The following is a 20,296-nucleotide window of genomic DNA, read 5'->3' on the forward strand; positions in this document are numbered from 1 at the left end:
CTCATCGGGCACCCCCGGACCGCTCGGCCCTGCGCCACACGAGGACCCGCCGCTGCGGGCGCGCGTCCACTTCCCGGGTGGCGCGGACGGTGAGGACGTTCCCGTCGAGTTCGGCGTCCCGTGACTGCTCGATGCCGATCCAGTCGGGGCGCGACGAGATCCGGATGTGGTGCACGACCTTCCCGTCCTGCGCCCTCCACTCACCCGCGTATCCCATGTACGAAGGGCCGTGTGCCGAAGCCGGTGCAGTGGGCATCATGCTCACCGAGACGTGGCCGTCGGGCGTGTAGATCAGCAGGCCGGACGGGGACGGCCCCAGCGGGCCCTCTCCCACGGGCCGCCCGGCCTCGTCCACGTCATGGAAGGCGTCCAGGTGCCACACGCCGACGATGTCCAGATTCATGTCCGGTCCTGCTTTCTCAGCGGGGGTCTGGTCGGATCGTTCGTGCGGTCGGAGGCCCGGCGGTCCGGGAACCCACCGGCGGTGCCGAGCGCTGCAGGGGGACATCAGCGCGCGTTCCGTTCCGGCTCCCGCCACCGCAGGCACTCCTCCATGAAGCCGAGGGCTCTGAGGTGGTAGGCGCGGGCCGTCCAGCCGAGGCTGATGTTGTGGCCGGCGTCGGGCTGATGGTCCATCACCACGCGGGGCGCCGAGCTCAGCCGTGACCGCAGCCGGGCGACCGCCTGCCGGTCGTGCTGCCACCAGGCCTCGTGCTCGGCGAAGGTGAACCGGACCGGCACCCGGATCCGCTCGGCGAACCCGGCGAACTCCTCCGTCCAGCGGACGGCGTCCGCGAGCTCGCGCGGCGGAACCGAGGCCACGACGGTGCCGCTGGCCCGGAACGTCCCCGGGGGATACAGCCGTAGCGGCCCCCAGTTGAGCCGCCAGCTCCGTCGCGCGTGCGTGTCCCCGGCGCCGAACGGCACCGCGTACTCGCCGCCGCAGCCGGAGATGTCGAGGCCGAGCAGGTCCGGAACCGTGCCGTCCGCGGCGATCCGCAGCGCCGGTTTGCCGCCGAAGGAGTGGGCGAGGAGGAAGATGCCGCTGCCCGTGTCGAACCGCGCCGTCAGCGAGCGCAGGGCCGCGCCGAGTGTCGCGGCCTGTTCCTCGATCCCCTGCCCCTGGGGCAGCTGCCGGGCCGACAGGCCGTAGCCCGGGCGGTCCACGGCGACCGCCGCGAACCCGAGGCTCGTGGCGAGGTCGAGGAACGACGTGTCGGGGTGGGACGGTCCGTGGAAATACGAGGAGCTCATCCCGGCTCCGTGCAGGGCGACGACCATCGCCCTGCACGGAGCCTGCGACGGGAGGGCGAGCAACGCGGACAGGGTGACGCCGTCCGCGTCGAGGGTGATCCCGCGCGCTCCCGCCGTGGCGGCCGGCTGCGCCACCGTCATGGACGGTCGCCCCCGGCGCGCTCCTCGGCGAACGCCTTGGCAAGGCCGAGGGTCGCCATGCTGTTGGTGCTGAGCGCCGTGCGGACGTAGTCGATCGCGTCCTGCACGGTCGCGTCCGCGCCCAGGATCTTCGCGATGTTCTCGGTGCCGACCGTGAACGTGTGCTGCGAGGAGGCCGTCACGCCGTCCTCGGTCGGCGTGATGGTCCAGCGGCCGGTGTGCAGCGTGATCAGGGCCGGCAGGGTGACCTGCTTGTAGGCGATCCGGTGGTGCGGCAGGCACACGCGGTACGACTTCGTGGTGTGCGAGGTGCCGTCCTTGGACAAGGTGTCCATCTCCAGCGTCTGCAGTCCCGGCGCAGGCTCCTCCAGCCGCACCGCGAGGACGTGCGGCAGGCGATCGGTCCACAGGTCCGCCCGGTCGATGAAGGCGTACACGTCCCGGGCGGCGCCCCTGATCGTGACCGTGTCCTCGAAGGAGCAGGTCAGCGCGTCGGCAGTGCCGCCGGACTCGGCTGTCGCCTTCAGCGACTCCAGCTCGGAGCGGGAGTTGCGGTCGACGACGTCGTCGAGCCAGGCGAGGCTCTCGTCGTCGACCGCCTGGTAGTCGTGGTCGAGGCGCACCAGAGCGTCGCCGGAGGGCAGTTCCTGGATGTGCCACGTGCCGCCCATCGCGGTCACCGGAGGGGTGCTGACCTCCTGCCGGAACCGGATGCGGAGGTTCTCCGGGTCGAGGGTCCGGCGGGACGTCCAGTTCTTGACGGTGCCGCCGGCCGTCGCCCAGATGCGGATGCGCTCCTCGCGTTCGCCGCGCTCCACGTGGTCGACGTAGATGTTCGGGGGGAAGAGCCGGGGCCAGTCCTCGGCATGCGCGAGCATGCGGTAGACGTCTTGGGCCGGGGCCGAGATCTTGATCTCGTGACGGGACTCGCGCAGTTCCGACGGCATGGTGGACTCCTTCGCGCTCGGTGGGTGGTCAGAAGTTGCCGAGGCCGCCGCAGACGTTCAGGGCCTGGGCGGTGATGGACGCCGCCGTGTCGGTCGTCAGGTAGCCGACCAGGCCCGCCACCTCCGCGGCGGTGGAGTAGCGGCCCAGCGGGATCTTGGCCTGGAACTTCTCCAGGATCGCCGCCTCCGAGGCACCGGACAGACGCGAGTAGTTCCGCCGTACGTGCTCGGCCATCGGAGTCTCGACATAGCCCGGGCAGACGGCATTGACCGTGATGCCGGTGGGAGCCAGTTCGTTGCCCAGCGCCTTGGTGAAACCGACGACGCCGTGCTTGGAGGCGGAGTACGGGGCGCCCAGGACGACGCCCTGCTTGCCGGCCGTGGAGGCGATGTTGATGATGCGTCCCCAGTCCTTGTGCCGCAGCCCACCGGTGGTCAGCACCTCGCGGGTCAGGCGGAACACACTGTTGAGGTTGGTGTCGATGATGTCGTCCCACAGCTCGTCGGAGATGTCGGCGGTGACTCCGCCGCCGGGGATCCCCGCGTTGTTGACGAGCACGTCGATCGTGCCGAAGCGCTCGACGGCCGTCTGGACGAATGCGCGGATCGAGTCGAGGGACCGCACGTCCAGGACGACGCCGTCCACGTCGAGCTGCTCCTCCTGGAGCTGCTTGACGGTCGTGACGACCTTGTCCTCGGTGCGGGACCCGATGAACACCCGGTGCCCCTGCCCGGCCAGCAGCCGGGTGACGGCCAGACCGATGCCGCTGGTGGCACCCGTCACCAGGACGACCCGGCTCTTGTGCTCTGTCATTTCCCCTCTTTCCCTGCGGTGTTCGCTGCGATGTTCACTGTGGTGTCGAGCCGCGGTGCGGCGCGGAGGCGCTGTGCGGTGGCGTGGTCAGGCGGCCTGAGCGGGCAGGTGGGCGCAGACGGCGTCGAGCAGGGCGCGGGGTGTGCTCGCCTCCCCCACGACGGTCTCGTCCAGCTCGATGCCGTATTCGCGCTCGACGCGGCTGGCGGTCTCCAGCAGGGCGAGCGAGTCGTAGCCGATGTCCGCGAAGTCGACGTCGAGGATGTCGCCTTCGAGGCCGGTGCCGTCGGGGGCGCCGGAGCCTTCGAGGAGGATCCGCTTGAGGTCGTCGAGCGTGAAGGTGTGGGACATGGGGAGCCTTCCTTCTTGTTCCTGCTTGTTCCTGATACGGCTGGATCCGGGGTGGGGGGACTTGAGGCGGCGCGCTCAGCGGCGTACGACCATGGCCGAGTTGAAGCCGCCGTGGCCCCGGGCCAGGACGAGCGCGGTGCGCAGGCGGGCGGCGCGGGGCTGGGAGACGACCAGGTCGAGGCCGTGGCGTTCGGCCGGCTCGGTGTGGACGGTCGGCGGGATGGTGTCCTCGCCCAGGGCGAGGAAGGCCGTGGCGAGATCGAGCGCCGCGCCCCCGGCGTACAGCCGTCCCGTCATCGTCTTCGGCGCGGTGACCGGTACGCCGTGCGGCCCGAAGACCTCGACGATCGCCTCGGCCTCGACGCGGTCGAGCTCCGGCTCGGCCGCCGCGTCGGCGAACACCACGTCCACGTCGGCGGCGGTCACGGCCGCATCCGCGAGGGCGAGCTCCACGGCCTTGCGCAGGCCGGGTTCGCGTCCGTCGAAGGTGGCGGCGTACCCGGCGATCTCGCCGTACACCCTGGCGCCGCGGGCCTTCGCCGAGTCACCCGACTCCATGATGAGCAGGGCGCCGCCCTCACCGGCCACATGGCCGGCGGCCCGGTCGTCGAAGGGCAGGTAGGCGTGGGTCGGCTCCTCGGCCGTGCTGAGGCGGCCGCTGGTGTGCAGTCCCACCCACCCCCAGGAGCACAGCAGCGCGTCCACGGCGCCGGCGACGACGAGGGAGGTGCCCTTGCGGATCTGGCGCCGCGCCTGGGCCACCGCGTCCAGCCCACCGGCCTGGTCCGTGACGACCACACCGCTGGGGCCCTTCATGCCGTTGCGGATGGAGATCTGGCCGGTGTTGACCGCGTAGAACCAGGCGAACGACTGGTACGCGCTGACGTACTGGCTGCCTCTGCTCCAGAGGTTCTTCAGCTCGTGCTGGCTGAACGCGAACCCGCCCGCCGAACTCGCGGTGCTCACCCCCATGCTGAATTCGGGCAGTTCGGCCGGCCGCACGCCGGCGTCGGCGAGCGCCCAGTCCGCCGTGACGAGGGAGAGCCGGGTGACCCGGTCGGTCTGGGGCATCAGCCGGCTGGGCAGCTGCCCCTCCGCCGCGAAGTCGCTGATCTCACCGGCGAGCCGCGCCGGGTACCCGGAGGCGTCGAAATGGGTGAGCGGGCCGATGCCGCTCTTGCCGGCGAGGGTGGCGTTCCAGAAGTCCTGGCCGCCGAGTCCGTTGGGCGCCGCCACGCCCAGTCCGGTCACCACCACTGAGGCCGTCACGCCGCACTCCTTTCAGGCTGGGCCAGCACCATGGCGCTCTGGAACCCGCCGAAGCCGCTGCCGACCGTGAGGACGGCGTCGATGAGCTGATCGCGGGCGGTGAGCGGCACGTAGTCCAGGTCGCACTCCGGATCAGGGGTGTGCAGGTTCGCCGTGGGCGGTACGACGTTGTTCCGGATCGCGAGGATCGACGCGGCGATCTCGATGGATCCGATCGCGCCCAGCGAGTGCCCCACCATGGACTTGATGGAGCTCACCGGTGTGCGGTAGGCGTGGTCGCCCAGGCTGCGCTTGAACGCGGCGGTCTCGTGGCGGTCGTTCTGCTTGGTCCCCGAGCCGTGCGCGTTGATGTAGTCGATGTCCGTGGGGTTCATCCGGGCCTCGTCGAGGGCGACGGTGATCGCCTCGGCCATCTCACCGCCGTCGGCGCGCAGGCCCGTCATGTGGTACGCGTTGCTTCGGGTGGCGTATCCCGCGATCTCCGCGTAGACACGGGCGCCCCGGCGCTGCGCGCTCTCGAGTTCCTCGAGGACGAACACCGCGGCGCCCTCGCCCAGCACGAACCCGTTGCGGGTGCCGTCGAAGGGCCGGGAGGCGTGCTCCGGCTCGTCGTTGCGTGGCGTGGTGGCCTTGATGGCGTCGAAGCAGGCGAGGGTGATCGGCGAGATCGGCGCATCGGTGGCACCGGCGACCATGACGTCGGCCGTGCCTTCGCGGATCAGCTCGGCGGCGTAGCCGACCGAGTCGAGCCCGGAGGTGCAGCCCGCCGACACGACGCTGCTCGGTCCCTGCGCGCCGACGGCGCGGGCGACCTCGGCCGCGAAGGAGCTCGGCACGAAGTAGTTGTAGAAGTGCGGGTCGGCGTAGGTGTGGTCGACCAGGTCGAGGCGGCCGTCGTCGCTGACGATCCGGTAGTCCTCGTCGAGGCTCATGGTGGAGCCGACAGCGGTACCGACAGTGACGCCGGTCCGGTAGGGGTCGAGCGCCTCGAGGGCCAGGCCGCTGTCGGCGACGGCGCCGCGCGCGGCGACCACCGCAAACTGGGCGGCCCGGTCCATCCGCCGGACCTCCTGCGGGGTCAGGCCGTGCGCGTACGGGTCGAAGTCGACCTCGGCGGCCACTCGGGAGCGGAACGGTGAGGGGTCGAAGAAGGTGATGCCCCGGGTCGCGGTGCGTCCCTCGGTCAGCAGCTCCCAGAACTTCCGGGCGCCGACCCCGCCGGGCGCGATGACCTCGACGCCGGTGATGACGACTCGTCGCGCGGTCACTGCGCCGCCTCCCAGTGGTAGAAGCGGTTGGCGATCTGGTCGGCCGTGGAGCGCCAGCGCTCCGGGGCGTACTTCCTCACCAGCGGGTCCAGGTCCGCGCAGACCTTCACGAAGCGCGGGTCGGCCTCCTTCCACGCCTGGTCGATCACGGCCGTGCCGTCGTCGCTCGGGAAGTCCTGGATGTGGAAGTACACGCCCTGGTACGAGAACAGCTGCCGGCGCCGGGTGCCCATCCGGTACGGGAAGTCGGTGGCGTCCAGTTCGCCGAAGAGCCGGGCCACCTCGGGGATGACGTCGTCGGCGACCCGGTTCACGATCACCGTGCTGTGGAGGCCGGTTTCCTTGTCGACCGGCGGTTCGCCCTCCCAGTGGTAGAAGGCGACGGCACGGTCGTCGGCAATGGTCGGGGTATAGGCCGTGACCATGGGTGCCAGCCGCTCGCGGAGTTCGGCCACCCGAATTTCCTTGACCGCTTCCTCGGCCGCCGCGCCGGCGTTCTCTCCGGTGAAGTCCTGGATATGGATGAAGACGTCGTAGTAGGTGTACAGCTGCCGACGCTTGAGCCCGGATATACAGGGTGCGGTGACCGCATCGAAGTCGGCGAAGATCTCGGCTATCTCCTTGCTGTAATCCCCGTCCAGTCTGCCCACGCTCACCACAGTGAACATGTCCTGCCTCCCGTTCTGTCCGACGCACCGGATTACACGGTGAACTATTCACCAGAACTCATCGCACTCTCAACTCAATCCACTTCATAACTTCTACATTTCCGGTGGAGGGAACAGTCAGGTTTCCGCACGCCCAACTCAGCTTTGTGTCAGGGAAAGGTCAGACGCGCAGCCCAGGGCATGAAAAAGGCCGCCGCCGCAGCTGAGTGGGCTGCGGCGGCGGCCGGTGCGATTTTTTTCTTTCTTTTTCCTGTCTCTTTACGACGTCATGGGAATGCCCCGCCCGATGCGGAAGCCGACGCCCCGCACGGTGAGAATCCAGGACTTTCCACCGAGTTTGTGGCGGATACTGCTGACGTGCGTGTCGATCGTACGGCGGGACCAGGAGTTCTCCCAGACCTGGCGCATGATGTGCTCGCGCGAGACGACGCTGTTGGGATTGACCGCGAGCAGGTGGAGCAGGTCGAATTCCTTGCGGCTCATCGGGATCATCCGGTTGTCCAGCCGCACTTCGCGGGTGAGCGTGTCGATGCGCAACGGGCCGTGCTCGATGACGTGCTCGCCCTGCCGGCGCGGTGTCGCCCGTCTCATCACCGCGTCTATCCGGGCCATCAGTTCCCGGAATCCGTACGGCTGGACCACGTAGTCGTCGGCCCCGGCCTGCAGGGCCAGCACACAGTCCAGCTCGGACGAGCGGTCCGTGATCACGATGATCGGGATGTCGCAGGCGGCCCGGATCGCCCGGCACACCTCCAGCCCGTCGATGTCGGGGAGGTCGGGATCCAGCAGCACGACGTCCGCCTGGTCGTAGACCTCGAGCGCCTTGGCACCGGTGTCGACGCTGGTCACCTGGTGCACATGCCGGCCCAGTGCCTGGCCGAGCAGTTCTTGCTGCCGCTGCTCGCTCTCGACGAGGAGCACCTGCCACGTGTCGAACGCCGGGAACGAGACCGGGAGAGGCCGCGTCGGCAGCACGCCGACGCCTCCGCGGTACCGCTGCTGATCGACCCCGCCGGCAGCAAGCGTGAGTATGTGACTTTCCGATATCTCAGTACGCTGTTCCATCCATCTACCCCCATGCTCATGGATGTGCGACAGGAGACATCCTGATCTCTTCTCGTAGAAGTCGATCGGGATTTGCCGGTCGGGACTCACGGCGGCTTCATTGCCGACCGCGGCGAACCAGGCAGGTACTCCGGGGTCCTGGTATGAGCTTTCTTCCAGATGGTGCAAAAGCATCCGCCAGGAATGCCGCCCGTCACGCTAACACGCAGGCATCCGGGCCGGAAGACCGTCGATCATGGCGTATCGAATACCACAGAGAAGCCTGCGCCGTGGCCGAATTCATTCGATGTGGCGCGATGTAACGCATCCCCTACCGCACCGTAACGAGCAAGCGCCGACGCGCTCGCGGTGGAGGACGACGCCGTCACCCCTCCGCGGGCCGCACCGCCCGCTCGGGCAGCCACCGGGTGCACAGCGCGGCGCCGGCGACGAGTGCGAGGGCCACGAGGAGCGCCGCCGAGGTCGCCGCGGTGAAGGCCGGCGCCCCCTCTTCGCGCCGCCCGTTCAGGACGGAGAAGAAGACCGTGCCGAGTACGGAGGCTCCGAGCGCGTTGCCCACCTGCTGGGCGGAGGTCAGGGTGCCCGAGGCGGAGCCGGTCTCCGCCTCGTCGACGCCCGAGAGCGCGATGTCGAAGAACGGCGCGATGGCGAGCCCGGAACCGATGCCGATCACCGCGAGCGCCGGCGAGAGCCACCAGGCGTTCACCGGATCGTCCTGCACGACGATCGTGCCCAGCGCGGCCAGCAGCCCGACGGCGGTGGCGGCGAATCCGATGAACATGGTCCGTCGCGCCATCCCGAGCGCCTGGGAGAACCCGAACCCGAGCAGCATGCCCGCCGCCTGCGCGATCGTGGCGAGGCCCGCCTTGAGCGGGCTCATCCCTAGGCCGAGCTGGAAGAAGAGGCCGAACAGCAGCGCGCCGCCCATCATCACGCTGAAGAAGAGGATGCCGATGAACAGCCCGGAGACGAAGGCCTTCTTCCCGAACAGCGAGGGAAGGACGAGCGTCGGCAGGCCCTTGCCCGCCCGGTGGTACTGGTGGCGGACGAATCCGGCGAGGGTGCCGATGCCCGCGGCCAGCAGCACGAACACCCACCAGGGCCACCCCAGCTCACGTCCCTGCACGAGCGGGAAGATCACGGCGGCCATCCCGGCCGCGGCGATCAGCGCCCCGACCAGGTCGATCTTGAGTTCCCGCTGCCGCTGCGACCTGGGCAACAGGACGAGCCCGGCCACCAGGGCGAGAACACCCACGGGGACGTTGACGGCGAAAATCATCCGCCAGCCCCAGCCGAAGTAGTCCGCGTCGACCAGCCAGCCCGCCGCGATCGGCCCGGCCACACCGGACAACGCCATCACGGGCCCGGTCACACCGAAGGCCATGCCGACCTTGTCCGGCGGGAAGAGGCTCCGGATGATGCCGAGGGCCTGCGGCACCATCAGCGCGCCCAGCAGACCCTGCAGGACACGGGCGGTGATCAGGGTTTCCGGGTTGGTCGCCAGCGCCGAGACCAGTGAGGTCACGGTGAAGCCGGCCAGACCGGTCAGGAAGAGGTTCTTGCGCCCGTACTTGTCACCGAGCCGCCCGCCGATGAGCAGTCCGGCAGCCATGGCGATGGTGTATCCGGCCGCGAGCCACTGGATGAACTCCTGCGAGCCGCCCATGTCACGCGTGATCGTCGGTCCGGCGATGGTCGTGACCAGGGAGTCGAGCAGGTCCATGACCTCGCCGACGAGGATGATGCCGACGGCCGCCCATGCCCGCCCGGCAGAGAACGAATGGTCTTCCGACAAGGCCACGGCCTGCGGCATTTCGGTGGTGGACATGCTGACCTCCTGGGGTTGGGACAGCTGACAGTGCCGCCGGCAGCGCCGGGGATGCGTGGCGAACGACGTACGGTGCAGGAACGACGTTTCCTTTGGCCGAACACCAGCCTGTAAACGAACACTGTTCTACGATAGAATGGCGTTCGGCGTCAACCCAAATCTGAACCAGCCCCGATCCGACCCCGCGCCCCTGGGCGCCTCCTCACCGGTAAGGTCTCCGTGATGCGTCAGAAGTCGAACTCCGCCGAGGTGCCCCTCCCGCCATGGGAGGTGCGCCGGAAAACCGAGGCCCCCCAGCGCGCTCCCCTCACGGCGGAGCGGATCGTCGACGCCGCGCTCGCGGTCGTCGACACCGAGGGCAGTGCCGCGGTCACCATGCGCCGGATCGCCGGCGACCTGGGCGTGGTCGCCTCCAGCCTTTACGCGCACGTGCGCAACCGTGAGGAGCTGCTGCTCCTGGTGCTGGAGCGGGTGATGAAGGAGGTCGGCGTCCCACAGGTCACCGGGCAGTGGGACGCGGACCTGAAGGCGCACTACACGAAGATGCAGCGCGTGCTGTCCGCCCACGGCGACATCGCCCTCTACAACTTCGCGGCCTTTCCGCCCACCGCCATCGGTGTGGCCATCACCGAGCGGCTGCTGTCGGTACTGCTGAACGTGGGCGTCCCTCCCAAGATCGCGGCTTGGGCCCTGCACCGGCTCACCCTGTACACGACGGCCGACGTATACGAGGGCTGGCGCCTCGCGAACAAGGACCTGGACGACTGGATCGATCCCGTCCGCGACTACTTCGCCTCCCTGCCCGCGGACCGGTTCCCGTCCATCGTCGGCAACGTGGACGTCATGCTGGACACCGACAGCGACGGCAGGTTCGAGCTGGGCCTGGACATGCTGATCTCCGGGCTGGCGACGTTCGTCACGGACTGACCGCCGCTTCCCGGCCTCCGAACCGCAATCCCGGGACCGGTTTTTCTGTCCTCGATTCCCTGCAGTTTCCGGGTTCAGAATTTAACAAAGAGCTGACCCTGGTCTGACCCCGAGAGAAAATTCGCCGCGCTACCGTTCATGCCATCCCCCTCGGCATAACCAAGGGAATCGACATGAATGAGATCGCAGCTGACACTGCCCCGGAATTTCCCATACTCCGCACCTGCCCGTTCAGCGTTCCGGAGACGTATCGGAAACTGGACGAGGCGGGCGGCCGGGTGCACCAGGTTCGCATGTCCGACGGGCGCCGCGCCTGGCTCATCACCAAGAACGAGGACGCCCGGGCAGTTCTTTCCGATGCCCGTTTCAGCTCCGAGAAACTTCGGCCCGGATTTCCCGAACTTTCTCCGGGCGGACTCAAGGCGCTGACCTATTTCTCGCCGTTCCTCGTGAACATGGACGGACCCGAGCACTCCCGGGCCCGACGCGCGGTCCTCGGCGAGTTCTCCGTACGCAAGATCAACGCCATGAAGCCGCGGATCCAGCGCATCGTCGACACGGCGATCGACCGGATGCTGGAGCAGCCGGACCAGCCGGTCGACCTCGTCGCGCACCTCGCGGGCCCCGTTCCCACACTCGTGCTCGAGGCGTTCCTGGGTGTTCCGGCGCATGACCTCGACGCCATCGAGCGCAACACCGAGAAGATGCTGCGCGAGGCCCGGACGGAGGCCGAGCAGCGGGCCGCCGCCGAGGCCCTGCACGCCCACCTCGACGGCGTCATCGCGGCCAAGGAGGAGGATCCGGGCGACGACTTCCTCAGCCGTCAGATCGAGCGGTCCCGCCGGGAGCACGGCGGAACCGCCGACCGTTTCGAACTCGCCAGCCTGGTGCAGCTCCTTCAGATCGCCGGACATGCCTCCAGTGCCGCGATGATCTCGCTGTCGGTGCTCACCCTGCTGACCGAGCCGGAGCAGCTGAAGGAGCTCACCGCCGACCCGGCCCGCACCCCGGCCGTGGTCGAGGAACTCCTGCGCTTCCTGTCGATCACCGACACCGGGCCGCTCAGGCTGGCCCTGGAGGACGTGGAGGTCGGCGGCGTCAGCATCCGGGCGGGCGACGGGGTCATCATTCCCACCCTGCCCGCGAACCGCGACGCCGACGCCTTCCCCGACCCCGACCGCTTCGACATCGGGCGCGCCTCCGGCACCCGGCATGTCGCGTTCGGCTACGGGGCGCACCAGTGCCTCGGCCAGAACATCGTGCGCACCGAGCTCCAGGTGATCCTCGACCGCCTCTTCCACCGCGTCCCGGACCTGCGGCTCGCCGTGGAACCCGGTGCCCTGCCCTACAAGTACTTCGGCCAGTTCTTCGGCCCCGTCGAACTTCCCGTCACCTGGTAGGAGAGCAGCACGTGAGCATACGTCTCGGCTATCACATCCCGTACTTCCACCACACAGAGACGGTCACCGGCCTCTTCCCCGCACTTCTCGCCCAGGTCCGGGCCGCGGAGGACGCCGGGTTCGACCTGGTCACGACGATGGACCACTTCTACCAGCCGCCCCTGATCGGACCGCCCGACGGCCCGATGCTGGAGGCGTACACCCTGCTCGGGGCGCTGGCGGCGGCCACCAGCCGTGTGCAGCTGTCGACCATGGTGACCGGCATCGGCTACCGCAATCCCGCCCTGCTGGCCAAGATGGTCACCACGCTCGATGTGATCAGCCAGGGGCGCGCCGTGCTCGGCGTCGGCGCCGGCTGGCATGAGCAGGAACACCGCGAGTACGGCTACGAGTTCGGTACCGTCGCCGAGCGTTTCGGCCGGTTCGAGGAGGCGCTCAGCGTCGTCGTCCCGATGCTGCGCGGGGCGCGGCCGCGAGTCGACGGGCGCTGGTTCCGCGCCGAGGGTGCCATCAACGAGCCCCGGGTCCGGGAGGACCTGCCGCTGCTGATCGGAGGCGGGGGCGAGAAGAAGACGTTCGCCTTCGCCGCCCGGCACGCCGACCACCTCAACATCATCTGCACCACGTCCGAGCTGCCGCGGAAAATGGCCGCGCTGCGTGCGCGGTGCGCCGAGGCCGGCCGGGATCCGGCGACGCTGGAGACCAGCTTCGCCACGCCGCTGATCATCGACGAGGACGGCGAGCGGGCCCGCAAGCTGCTGGAGGAGGCGCTGGCCAGGTCGGGCGTGGACGTGGCGACCCTGACGGACTCCGAGCGGGCCGCGGCGAGCGACCGGTTCTTCGTCGGCACCCCGGCCGAGGTCACCGAGCAGCTCCAGGAGCGGGTGCTGTGCCACGGCATCGACGGACTGATGGCCAACATGCTCGTGAACGCGCACGATCCGGACGCCATCGCACTGGCCGGGCGCACCCTGGCCCCGCTGGTCGGGCTCGCGCCGGAGACGGGGACGACGACATGACCATGGCCGGATCGCAGCGCTTCACCGGAGGCGATGTACTGATGCAACAGCTGAGGATCGACCCCCCGGTGCAGCTGCTCTGGAGGGTGGAGGGCCGGCCGGCTCCCGAAGCGCTGCGGAAGTTCCACGCCAACCTGGCCCAGGGCCCGTTGAACCGCCGGATGCGGACGGCCCGGCTGCCGCTGGCCCGTCCGCTCTGGGAGCGGCACACCGACTGCTCCGCACTGCGGGTCTCTCCGAGGACGATCGCCCCGGAGGAGGTGATGGACTGGGCCGACGCCGCCTGCCGGGTCGATCTCGACGCCCATGCGGGCCGCGGCTGGGTACTGAGCGCGGCGCATGTCGGCGACGGCACCTCCGTGATCTCCCTGGTGGGTTCGCACGCCCTGACCGACGGGCAGGGTCTCATCGGCGCGGCCACACTCGCCGCCCGGGAGACCGCTCGGCAGTGGCGCTCCGGGCAGCCGTCGCTGATCGACGACCTCACCGATGTGGTGACGGAAGGCATGTGGACGTACTCCCGGCTGGCGCTGTCCCGGCTGCGCGGCAAGGTCGCCGAGGTACCCGCCGGCGCTACCCGGGTGCTGCTCGGCCGTTCCCGGCAGTCAGAAAGCCCGGCGCCCGTCCGCTCGCGGCTCGCCTTCACCGTGTCGGCCGCCGACGCCGAGCGGGTGGCGGAAAGCGGCGGGGGCAGTGTGACGGGGCTGATGCTCGCCATGACCGCGAACATCCTGCGCGCCGCACGGGGCACCACCGAGTCGGGCGGGCCGTTCACGGTGGGGCTGCCCGTGAGCTTCCGGAGGCCCGACGACCTGGAGTCTTCGAACATGGTCGGGATCGCCACGCTGCGGCTGGCCGGCCTGCGCGGGCGCTACACCGACCTGGCCCACATCCGCCGGCTGAGCAAGGCCGTGTACGCCGAGGTGGTCGGCCGGCACCTCACCGGCTATCCGCAGACCGACGCCGCGCTGTCCAACGCCGGCGAGATGCTGCCGGAGGCCAGGGACGTCTTCGGTCCGGCCCTGGGTGTCCTCTTCCGCACGGTGTCGGGCGCCGCAGGGCCGCCCGGCCGGATGAACTGTTTCGTCCTCAGGGCCGGCGGGACGGTGTCCATCGGCTTCCAGTCCGCCGGCGTCTCGGTCGGACACGGGCTGGTCGAGGCGGAGCTCGACGCGTGGGGCATCGCCCCGACACACAGCTGGTGACCCAGCTGCCGCGAGCCGCTGAGCAGCGCGGCTCGCGACAGCCGCGGTCACGCCCCAGCGCGGCTGGATAGCCGCGGTCGCACCTCAACGCGGCTGGCGATGCCGCGGTCGCACCCCAGCGTCCTCACAGGCCCATGGGGAGAACCTGGCCGGTTTCCACGGCCCCGGGAGAACGGCGTACTTGTAGAAGAACGTTGTTCACTGATAGAACGTTGTTCGGAACGAAGCCAGAGAGGAACCCGTAATGGACGCTGACGTGATCGTGGTGGGCGCCGGACCCACCGGTCTGACGCTGGCCCACGAGCTGGCCCTCGCCGGCGCGCACGTGGCCCTGCTCGACAAGGGCCCCGGCCGGACCGGTGAGAGCCGGGCCTTGAACCTGCACCCCCGCACCGCAGAGATGCTGGCCATGCGCGGCATGCTCGACGGCGCGGAGGAACAGGCCAGGGCCCGCTTGGAGACCACCCACTTCGCGCACCTGCCCGTGCCGCTGACGCTTGACGGCTGGAACTCCCGCTACCCGTACCAGGTGGCCATTCCGCAGGCCGAGGTCGAGAAGGTGCTGGAGGAGCACCTCGCCGCACTCGGGGTGCGGGTCCAGTGGAACTCGGAGGTCACGGGTATCGAGCAGGACGAGGAGCGGGTCCGCGTCCGGACGCGCGGGAAGTGGATCGAGGCACGCTACCTGGCGGGCTGCGACGGTGGGCGCAGCTTCGTCCGCAAGCACCTCGGGGTCGAGTTCCCCGGGCTGGACGCGCGGTGGTTCGGCACCGTCTCCGACGTCGTGCTGGGCGTCACCGGTGAGGGGATCGCGACGACCTGGGACACCAAGGGCTCCCCCCGGATGCGTCCGGACGGGTCGTTCGCGAACATCTTCCCGATCGGCAAGGAGTCGGACAACGTCCACCGGATCTTCTACAGCGTCGCCGACCAGGTGATCAGCGACCAGCGCGCGAAGGTGCCGGAGGACGAGGTCATCGCCGCCATCCAGGAGTTCTACGGCTCGGACACCGAGGTCAAGGAGGTGCGCTGGGCCTCCCGGTTCAGCGACGCCTCCCGCCTCGCGGAGCACTACCGCATCGGTCGGGCCTTCCTCGCCGGCGACGCCGCGCACGTCCACCTGCCGCTCGGCGGACAAGGACTCAACACCGGCGTGCAGGACGCGATGAACCTCGGCTGGAAACTGGCCGCCGAGGTCGCCGGCTGGGCTCCCGAAGGGCTGCTCGACACCTACCACGGCGAACGCCACCCGGTGGGCGCCGCCGTCCTCACGAACACCCGGGCCCAGGTCGCCCTCGGTCAGAAGGGCCTCGAGCACGAGGCACTGAGGGAGATCTTCACCCAGCTGATCAAGCTGCCGGAGGCCAACCGCCTGCTCGGCGGGGCGATCTCCGGGCTCTCCATCCGCTACGACCTCGGGGGCGAGGAGCCCGTCGGCACCCGGCTCACCGACTTCGCCCTGCCGGACGGCCGCTGGGCCGGCGAACTGTTCCACCAGGGACACGGCGTCCTGCTGACCACGCGGACGGAACTCGTCGCCGAGGCGGCGCCCTGGGCGGGGCGGGTGGACGCCGTGGAGGTACCGGAACTCTCCGGCCTCGCCGCCGAGGCCGTTCTGGTGCGGCCCGACGGCTACATCTGCTGGGCGTCCGGCACCCCGATCACACCAGCGCTCAACCGCTGGTTCGGCGCGCCCGGGACCTGAACCACGGCCGGCCCGGGCGCCGGCCGTGCGCCCCCACATCTCCCCCACGTAGGAGTCCACCTCATGACCATTCTGGTGACCGGCGCGACCGGTAACGTCGGCCGCAACGTCGTCGAGCTGCTGATCGCGGCCGGTGCCCCGGTGCGGGCCACCTCCCGGAACCCGAAGACCGCCGAACTGCCCGCGGGCGTCGACGTGCGCGCCGGGGATCTCGACGACCCCGGTTCGTTCGGGGACGCGCTGTCAGGCGTGGAGAAGCTTTTCCTGTTCCCCAACCCGTCCGGCGTCGCCGGCTTCCTGCAGCTCGCCAGGGCCGCCGGGGTACGGCACGTGGTGCTGCTGTCGTCCGCCGCGGTGAGCGAGCCCGGCGGGACCGCCCATCCGATCGGGCTCATGCACCTGTCGGTCGAACGCGCGGTGCAGGACAGCGGTCTCGCCCGGACGGTGCTGCGGCCGGGCGCGTTCGCGAGCAATGTGCTGCAGTGGGCCCCCGCGATCCGCGAGAGCGGTGAGGTCCGCCTCCCTTATGCCGAGAGCGCGGTCTGCCCGATCCACGAGCGGGACATAGCGGCGGTCGCCGTCCAGGCCCTGCTGTCCGACGGCCACGAGGGCGCGACGTACGAGCTCACCGGCCCGGAGTCGATGACACAACGCCGGCAGGTCGAGCTCATCGCCGCGGCGATCGGTCGTCCGGTCACCGTCGTCGACCTGGTCGGCGATGCCGCCCGGGCCCGACTGGAGGAGCAGTACGGCGCGTTCGGGGTGCCCGGCCTCGTCGACTCCGTCCTCGCCACGTACGCCTCCTCGGTCGGCACCGCCGCCCCGGTGACGGACACGGTCGCCCGGGTCACCGGCCGCCCGCCGACGGCTTTCGCCGACTGGGCGGTGGAGCACCGCACGGCGTTCACCACTGCCTGACGGCCCAGACCTCCGACATGAAGGAGCCGCACCCAGGACGGGTACGGCTCCTTCTCTGCTGCTCGCGCCGCCTTCACCGGGTTCCAGGCGCCGGAGGCCGGTACGCCCCCCGGCCGAAGTGGCCCTCCACTACCCGCTCGAACGCCGTGACCTGCGTCTTTGCTGCCAGGAACGATCGCTGCCACGTCGGCGTCTCAGATACCGTCCGCACGTACGTGCCACACTGCCAGATTCCATCCGACCAAAGGGAGCCGACGCCACACATGGACAGCACCGCAATCGCCTCGCTCCCCTCCCTCTGGGACGAGGTGTCCGGCACGCAGCCCGACCCCGACCTGTGGGTGGTGCTGGCGACCCTGGGCGCCGCGCTCGCCGTGGTGATCCCGCACGGCCTGTGGCGCGTCTCCCGCAACGCCATCACCATCGCCCACGAGGGCGGCCACGGGCTCGTGGCCCTGCTCACCGGCCGCACCCTGACCGGCATACGGCTGCACTCGGACACCAGCGGCCTGACCGTCAGCCGCGGCAAGCCGCACGGGATCGGCATGATCCTCACCGCGGCCGCCGGCTACACGGCCCCGCCCCTGCTGGGCCTCGGCGGCGCGGCCCTGCTCGGTGCCGGCCGCATCACGCTCCTGCTGTGGCTGGCGACGGCCCTGCTGCTCGCGATGCTGGTGATGATCCGCAACGCCTACGGCGCCCTGACCATGCTCGTCACCGGCGGTCTGTTCGTGACGGTGTCCTGGCTGGCCGGCCCCCAGGTGCAGGCGGCGTTCGCGTATGCGGTGGTGTGGTTCCTGCTGCTCGGCGGGGTCCGCCCGGCCTTCGAACTCCAGGCGAAGCGGGCCCGGGGCGGGGCGGGCGACTCGGACGCGGACCAGTTGTCGCGGTTGACCCATGCACCGGCGGCGCTGTGGTTCTTCCTGTTCCACGCGGTGTCGCTGTGCTCGCTGATCGGTGGGGGGCGCTGGCTCCTGGGCCTGTGACAGCCGGTCCGGGCGCGGGAGAGCCCCGACGTGCGGCTCCAGCACGTGGGCGCCACCGGCCCCGACGGCGCCGCACTCGGACGACGGCCTGCTTATAAAGTAAAGGCATGGCCCCGAAGACCGCAGACACCGCACTCTGGCCCGCCCCGCACGCGAGCGGAGCCGTCGACGCGACGGTCCACGTGCCCGGGTCCAAGTCCGTCACCAACCGCGCCCTGGTCCTCGCCTCCCTGGCCTCCGAGCCCGGATGGCTGCGCCGGCCCCTGCGCTCCCGCGACACCCTGCTGATGGCGGGCGCGCTGCGCGCGATGGGCATCGAGATCGAGGAAGGCGTGGGCCCCGACGGCACCGGCGAGGCCTGGCGGGTGCTCCCCACGGGCCTGCGCGGCCCGGCCCGGGTCGACGTCGGCAACGCCGGCACGGTGATGCGGTTCCTGCCGCCGGTCGCCGCGCTCGCCGACGGCCCCGTCCGCTTCGACGGCGACCCCCGTTCCCACGAGCGCCCGCTGAACGGCGTCATCGACGCGCTGCGTCAGCTCGGCGCCCGGATCGACGACGACGGCCGCGGCGCCCTGCCGATGACCGTGCACGGCAGCGGCGCCCTGGACGGAGGCTCGGTCGCCATCGACGCCTCCTCCTCGTCGCAGTTCGTGAGCGCCCTGCTGCTGTCCGGGCCGCGCTTCAACCAGGGCGTCGAGGTTCGCCACACCGGGGCCACGCTGCCCTCCATGCCGCACATCCGCATGACCGTCGACATGCTGCGCGCGGTCGGCGCCCAGGTGGACACGCCCGAGTCGGGCGGCGAGCCGAACGTCTGGCGGGTCTCGCCGGGTGCCCTGCTCGGCCGGGACCTGGTCATCGAGCCGGACCTGTCGAACGCCCAGCCGTTCCTGGCGGCGGCGCTGGTGACCGGCGGCAAGGTCGTCGTCCCGGACTGGCCCTCCCGCACCACGCAGCCCGGTGACCGGCTGCGCGAGATCTTCACCGAGATGGGCGGCTCCTGCGAACTGACCGATTACGGGCTGGTGTTCACCGGCTCCGGGTCGGTGCACGGCATCGACGTCGACCTGAGCGAGGTCGGCGAGCTGACGCCGGGCATCGCCGCGGTCGCGGCCCTCGCGGACTCCCCGTCGACGCTGCGCGGTGTGGCCCACCTGCGACTGCACGAGACGGACCGGCTGGCCGCGCTGACCAAGGAGATCAACGAACTCGGCGGCGACGTCACGGAGACCGCCGACGGTCTGCACATCCGCCCGCACCGGCTGCACGGCGGGATCTTCCACACCTACGACGACCACCGCATGGCCACGGCCGGCGCGATCATCGGACTGGCGGTGGAGGGCGTGCAGATCGAGAACGTGGCGACGACGGCCAAGACCCTGCCCGACTTCCCGGACCTGTGGACCGGGATGCTCGGGGCGTAGGACGCAGGGATCACGTCATGCGCCGCTACGGCAAGCACACCGACGAGGACGACATCCGCACCCGTCCCGGCCGCCGCAACACCCGGCCCCGGACGAACCTCCGCCCCAAGCACGAGGACGCCGCCGAGGGCCTCGTCCTCACCGTCGACCGGGGCCGCCTCACCTGCCTCGTCGGGGACCGTGTGGTCCTGGCGATGAAGGCCCGCGAGCTGGGCCGCAAGGCCGCGGTCGTCGGCGACCGGGTGGCCATCGTGGGCGACCTGACGGGCAAGAAGGACTCTCTCGCGAGGATCGTGCGCATCGAGGAGCGGACCTCGGTCCTGCGCCGCACGGCGGACGACGACGACCCGTACGAGCGCGTGGTCGTCGCCAACGCCGACCAGCTGGCCGTCGTCACCGCCCTGGCCGACCCGGAGCCCCGGCCGCGCCTCATCGACCGCTGCCTGGTCGCGGCCTATGCCGGCGGCCTGGACCCGCTGCTGGTCCTGACCAAGTCGGACCTCGCCCCGCCCGACAAGCTGCTGGAGCTGTACGGCCACCTCGACATCCCCTACGTCGTCACCAGCCGCGAGGAGCTGCAGAACGGCACCGCCGTCGCCCGCGTGCGGGAGCAGCTCGACGGCAAGATCACCGCTTTCGTCGGTCACTCCGGTGTCGGCAAGACGACCCTGGTCAACGCGCTCGTCCCGGAGGAACAGCGACGTACGACGGGGCATGTGAACGCGGTGACGGGCCGCGGTCGGCACACGACCACCTCGGCGCTGGCGCTGCCGCTGTCGGGCGGCCACGGCTGGGTCGTCGACACGCCGGGCGTGCGGTCCTTCGGGCTGCACCACGTGGACCCGTCCCAGGTCATCCACGCCTTCCCCGACCTGGAGCCGGGCACGGAGGGCTGCCCGCGCGCGTGCAGCCACGACGAGCAGGACTGTGCGCTGGACGCGTGGGTGGCCGAGGGGCACGCGGATCCGGCGCGGCTGTACTCGCTGCGGCGGCTGCTGGCGACGCGAGAGCGGACGGAGGGCGACTGACCTCCGCGTTGTTTGTCATGGCGCACGGACGGTAAGTGCATAATCGCAACCCAAGCCGGATGCAAGCCTGGCCAAGGCC

General features: G+C 70.4%; 19 protein-coding genes. 9 read left to right on the forward strand and 10 right to left on the reverse strand.

The window, feature by feature from the left end; translation table 11 throughout:
* Window position 1 precedes the first annotated feature (1 nt).
* The 10 genes from ACIRDU_RS24155 to ACIRDU_RS24200 form a co-directional block, all read right to left on the reverse strand.
* Window positions 2–403 (reverse strand): lipocalin-like domain-containing protein, encoded by a 402-nt coding sequence (locus tag ACIRDU_RS24155; RefSeq protein WP_403582505.1) that lies wholly within the window; start codon window positions 401–403, stop codon window positions 2–4.
* Between the two features lie 104 nt (window positions 404–507).
* On the reverse strand, window positions 508–1,395 hold the full coding sequence (locus ACIRDU_RS24160; RefSeq protein WP_403582507.1) for an alpha/beta hydrolase: 888 nt from the start codon (window positions 1,393–1,395) through the stop codon (window positions 508–510).
* On the reverse strand, window positions 1,392–2,342 hold the full coding sequence (locus tag ACIRDU_RS24165) for an aromatase/cyclase (protein ID WP_403582508.1): 951 nt from the start codon (window positions 2,340–2,342) through the stop codon (window positions 1,392–1,394). The genes ACIRDU_RS24160 and ACIRDU_RS24165 overlap by 4 nt, the downstream gene beginning before the upstream one ends.
* 28 nt (window positions 2,343–2,370) lie before the next feature.
* Entirely contained in the window at window positions 2,371–3,156 is a 786-nt protein-coding gene (fabG, locus tag ACIRDU_RS24170; protein ID WP_403582509.1) for a 3-oxoacyl-ACP reductase FabG, read from the reverse strand.
* Window positions 3,157–3,243: 87 nt separating this feature from the next.
* Window positions 3,244–3,507 carry an acyl carrier protein gene (locus ACIRDU_RS24175; protein WP_403582511.1) on the reverse strand — a complete coding sequence of 88 codons (264 nt, stop codon included), beginning with the start codon at window positions 3,505–3,507 and terminating at the stop codon, window positions 3,244–3,246.
* 75 nt (window positions 3,508–3,582) lie between these two features.
* Window positions 3,583–4,776 (reverse strand): ketosynthase chain-length factor, encoded by a 1,194-nt coding sequence (locus tag ACIRDU_RS24180; protein ID WP_403582512.1) that lies wholly within the window; start codon window positions 4,774–4,776, stop codon window positions 3,583–3,585.
* Window positions 4,773–6,044, reverse strand: coding sequence for a beta-ketoacyl-[acyl-carrier-protein] synthase family protein (locus tag ACIRDU_RS24185; RefSeq protein ID WP_403582513.1), 1,272 nt, complete (start codon window positions 6,042–6,044; stop codon window positions 4,773–4,775). Before ACIRDU_RS24185 ends, ACIRDU_RS24180 begins: the two co-directional genes overlap by 4 nt.
* Window positions 6,041–6,712, reverse strand: a complete 672-nt coding sequence (locus tag ACIRDU_RS24190) for a TcmI family type II polyketide cyclase (protein ID WP_403582515.1) — start codon at window positions 6,710–6,712, stop codon at window positions 6,041–6,043. The genes ACIRDU_RS24185 and ACIRDU_RS24190 overlap by 4 nt, the downstream gene beginning before the upstream one ends.
* A gap of 258 nt (window positions 6,713–6,970) precedes the next feature.
* Window positions 6,971–7,777, reverse strand: a complete 807-nt coding sequence (locus ACIRDU_RS24195) for a response regulator transcription factor (protein WP_403582516.1) — start codon at window positions 7,775–7,777, stop codon at window positions 6,971–6,973.
* A gap of 364 nt (window positions 7,778–8,141) precedes the next feature.
* Window positions 8,142–9,605 carry an MFS transporter gene (locus tag ACIRDU_RS24200; RefSeq protein WP_403582518.1) on the reverse strand — a complete coding sequence of 488 codons (1,464 nt, stop codon included), beginning with the start codon at window positions 9,603–9,605 and terminating at the stop codon, window positions 8,142–8,144.
* A 222-nt stretch (window positions 9,606–9,827) separates the two neighbouring features.
* On the opposite strand from ACIRDU_RS24200, the gene ACIRDU_RS24205 reads away from it, so the two are divergent.
* The 9 genes from ACIRDU_RS24205 to rsgA all read left to right on the forward strand — a co-directional run bounded on the left by ACIRDU_RS24205 (window position 9,828) and on the right by rsgA (window position 20,217).
* A complete protein-coding gene (locus ACIRDU_RS24205; RefSeq protein ID WP_403582519.1) occupies window positions 9,828–10,532 on the forward strand; it encodes a TetR/AcrR family transcriptional regulator in 705 nt (234 codons plus the stop codon).
* Between the two features lie 293 nt (window positions 10,533–10,825).
* The gene (locus tag ACIRDU_RS24210; RefSeq protein ID WP_403582521.1) at window positions 10,826–11,932 is read left to right on the forward strand and encodes a cytochrome P450; all 1,107 of its coding nucleotides are present in this window, start codon (window positions 10,826–10,828) and stop codon (window positions 11,930–11,932) included.
* 11 nt (window positions 11,933–11,943) lie between these two features.
* The gene (locus ACIRDU_RS24215; RefSeq protein ID WP_403582522.1) at window positions 11,944–12,951 is read left to right on the forward strand and encodes an LLM class F420-dependent oxidoreductase; all 1,008 of its coding nucleotides are present in this window, start codon (window positions 11,944–11,946) and stop codon (window positions 12,949–12,951) included.
* The gene (locus tag ACIRDU_RS24220; RefSeq protein WP_403582523.1) at window positions 12,948–14,156 is read left to right on the forward strand and encodes a hypothetical protein; all 1,209 of its coding nucleotides are present in this window, start codon (window positions 12,948–12,950) and stop codon (window positions 14,154–14,156) included. The genes ACIRDU_RS24215 and ACIRDU_RS24220 overlap by 4 nt, the downstream gene beginning before the upstream one ends.
* Before the next feature lie 244 nt (window positions 14,157–14,400).
* Entirely contained in the window at window positions 14,401–15,861 is a 1,461-nt protein-coding gene (locus ACIRDU_RS24225) for an FAD-dependent oxidoreductase (RefSeq protein WP_403582524.1), read from the forward strand.
* Window positions 15,862–15,924: 63 nt separating this feature from the next.
* Window positions 15,925–16,779: an NmrA family NAD(P)-binding protein gene (locus ACIRDU_RS24230; RefSeq protein ID WP_403582526.1), complete on the forward strand. Its 855-nt coding sequence runs from the start codon at window positions 15,925–15,927 to the stop codon at window positions 16,777–16,779.
* A gap of 263 nt (window positions 16,780–17,042) precedes the next feature.
* Entirely contained in the window at window positions 17,043–17,765 is a 723-nt protein-coding gene (locus tag ACIRDU_RS24235; RefSeq protein ID WP_403582528.1) for a M50 family metallopeptidase, read from the forward strand.
* A gap of 107 nt (window positions 17,766–17,872) precedes the next feature.
* Entirely contained in the window at window positions 17,873–19,189 is a 1,317-nt protein-coding gene (aroA, locus tag ACIRDU_RS24240) for a 3-phosphoshikimate 1-carboxyvinyltransferase (RefSeq protein ID WP_403582529.1), read from the forward strand.
* A 17-nt stretch (window positions 19,190–19,206) separates the two neighbouring features.
* Window positions 19,207–20,217 carry a ribosome small subunit-dependent GTPase A gene (gene rsgA / locus ACIRDU_RS24245; protein ID WP_403582530.1) on the forward strand — a complete coding sequence of 337 codons (1,011 nt, stop codon included), beginning with the start codon at window positions 19,207–19,209 and terminating at the stop codon, window positions 20,215–20,217.
* Window positions 20,218–20,296 lie beyond the last annotated feature (79 nt).

Source organism: Streptomyces sp. NPDC093598 (genome assembly GCF_044764825.1).
Lineage (GTDB): Bacteria > Actinomycetota > Actinomycetes > Streptomycetales > Streptomycetaceae > Streptomyces.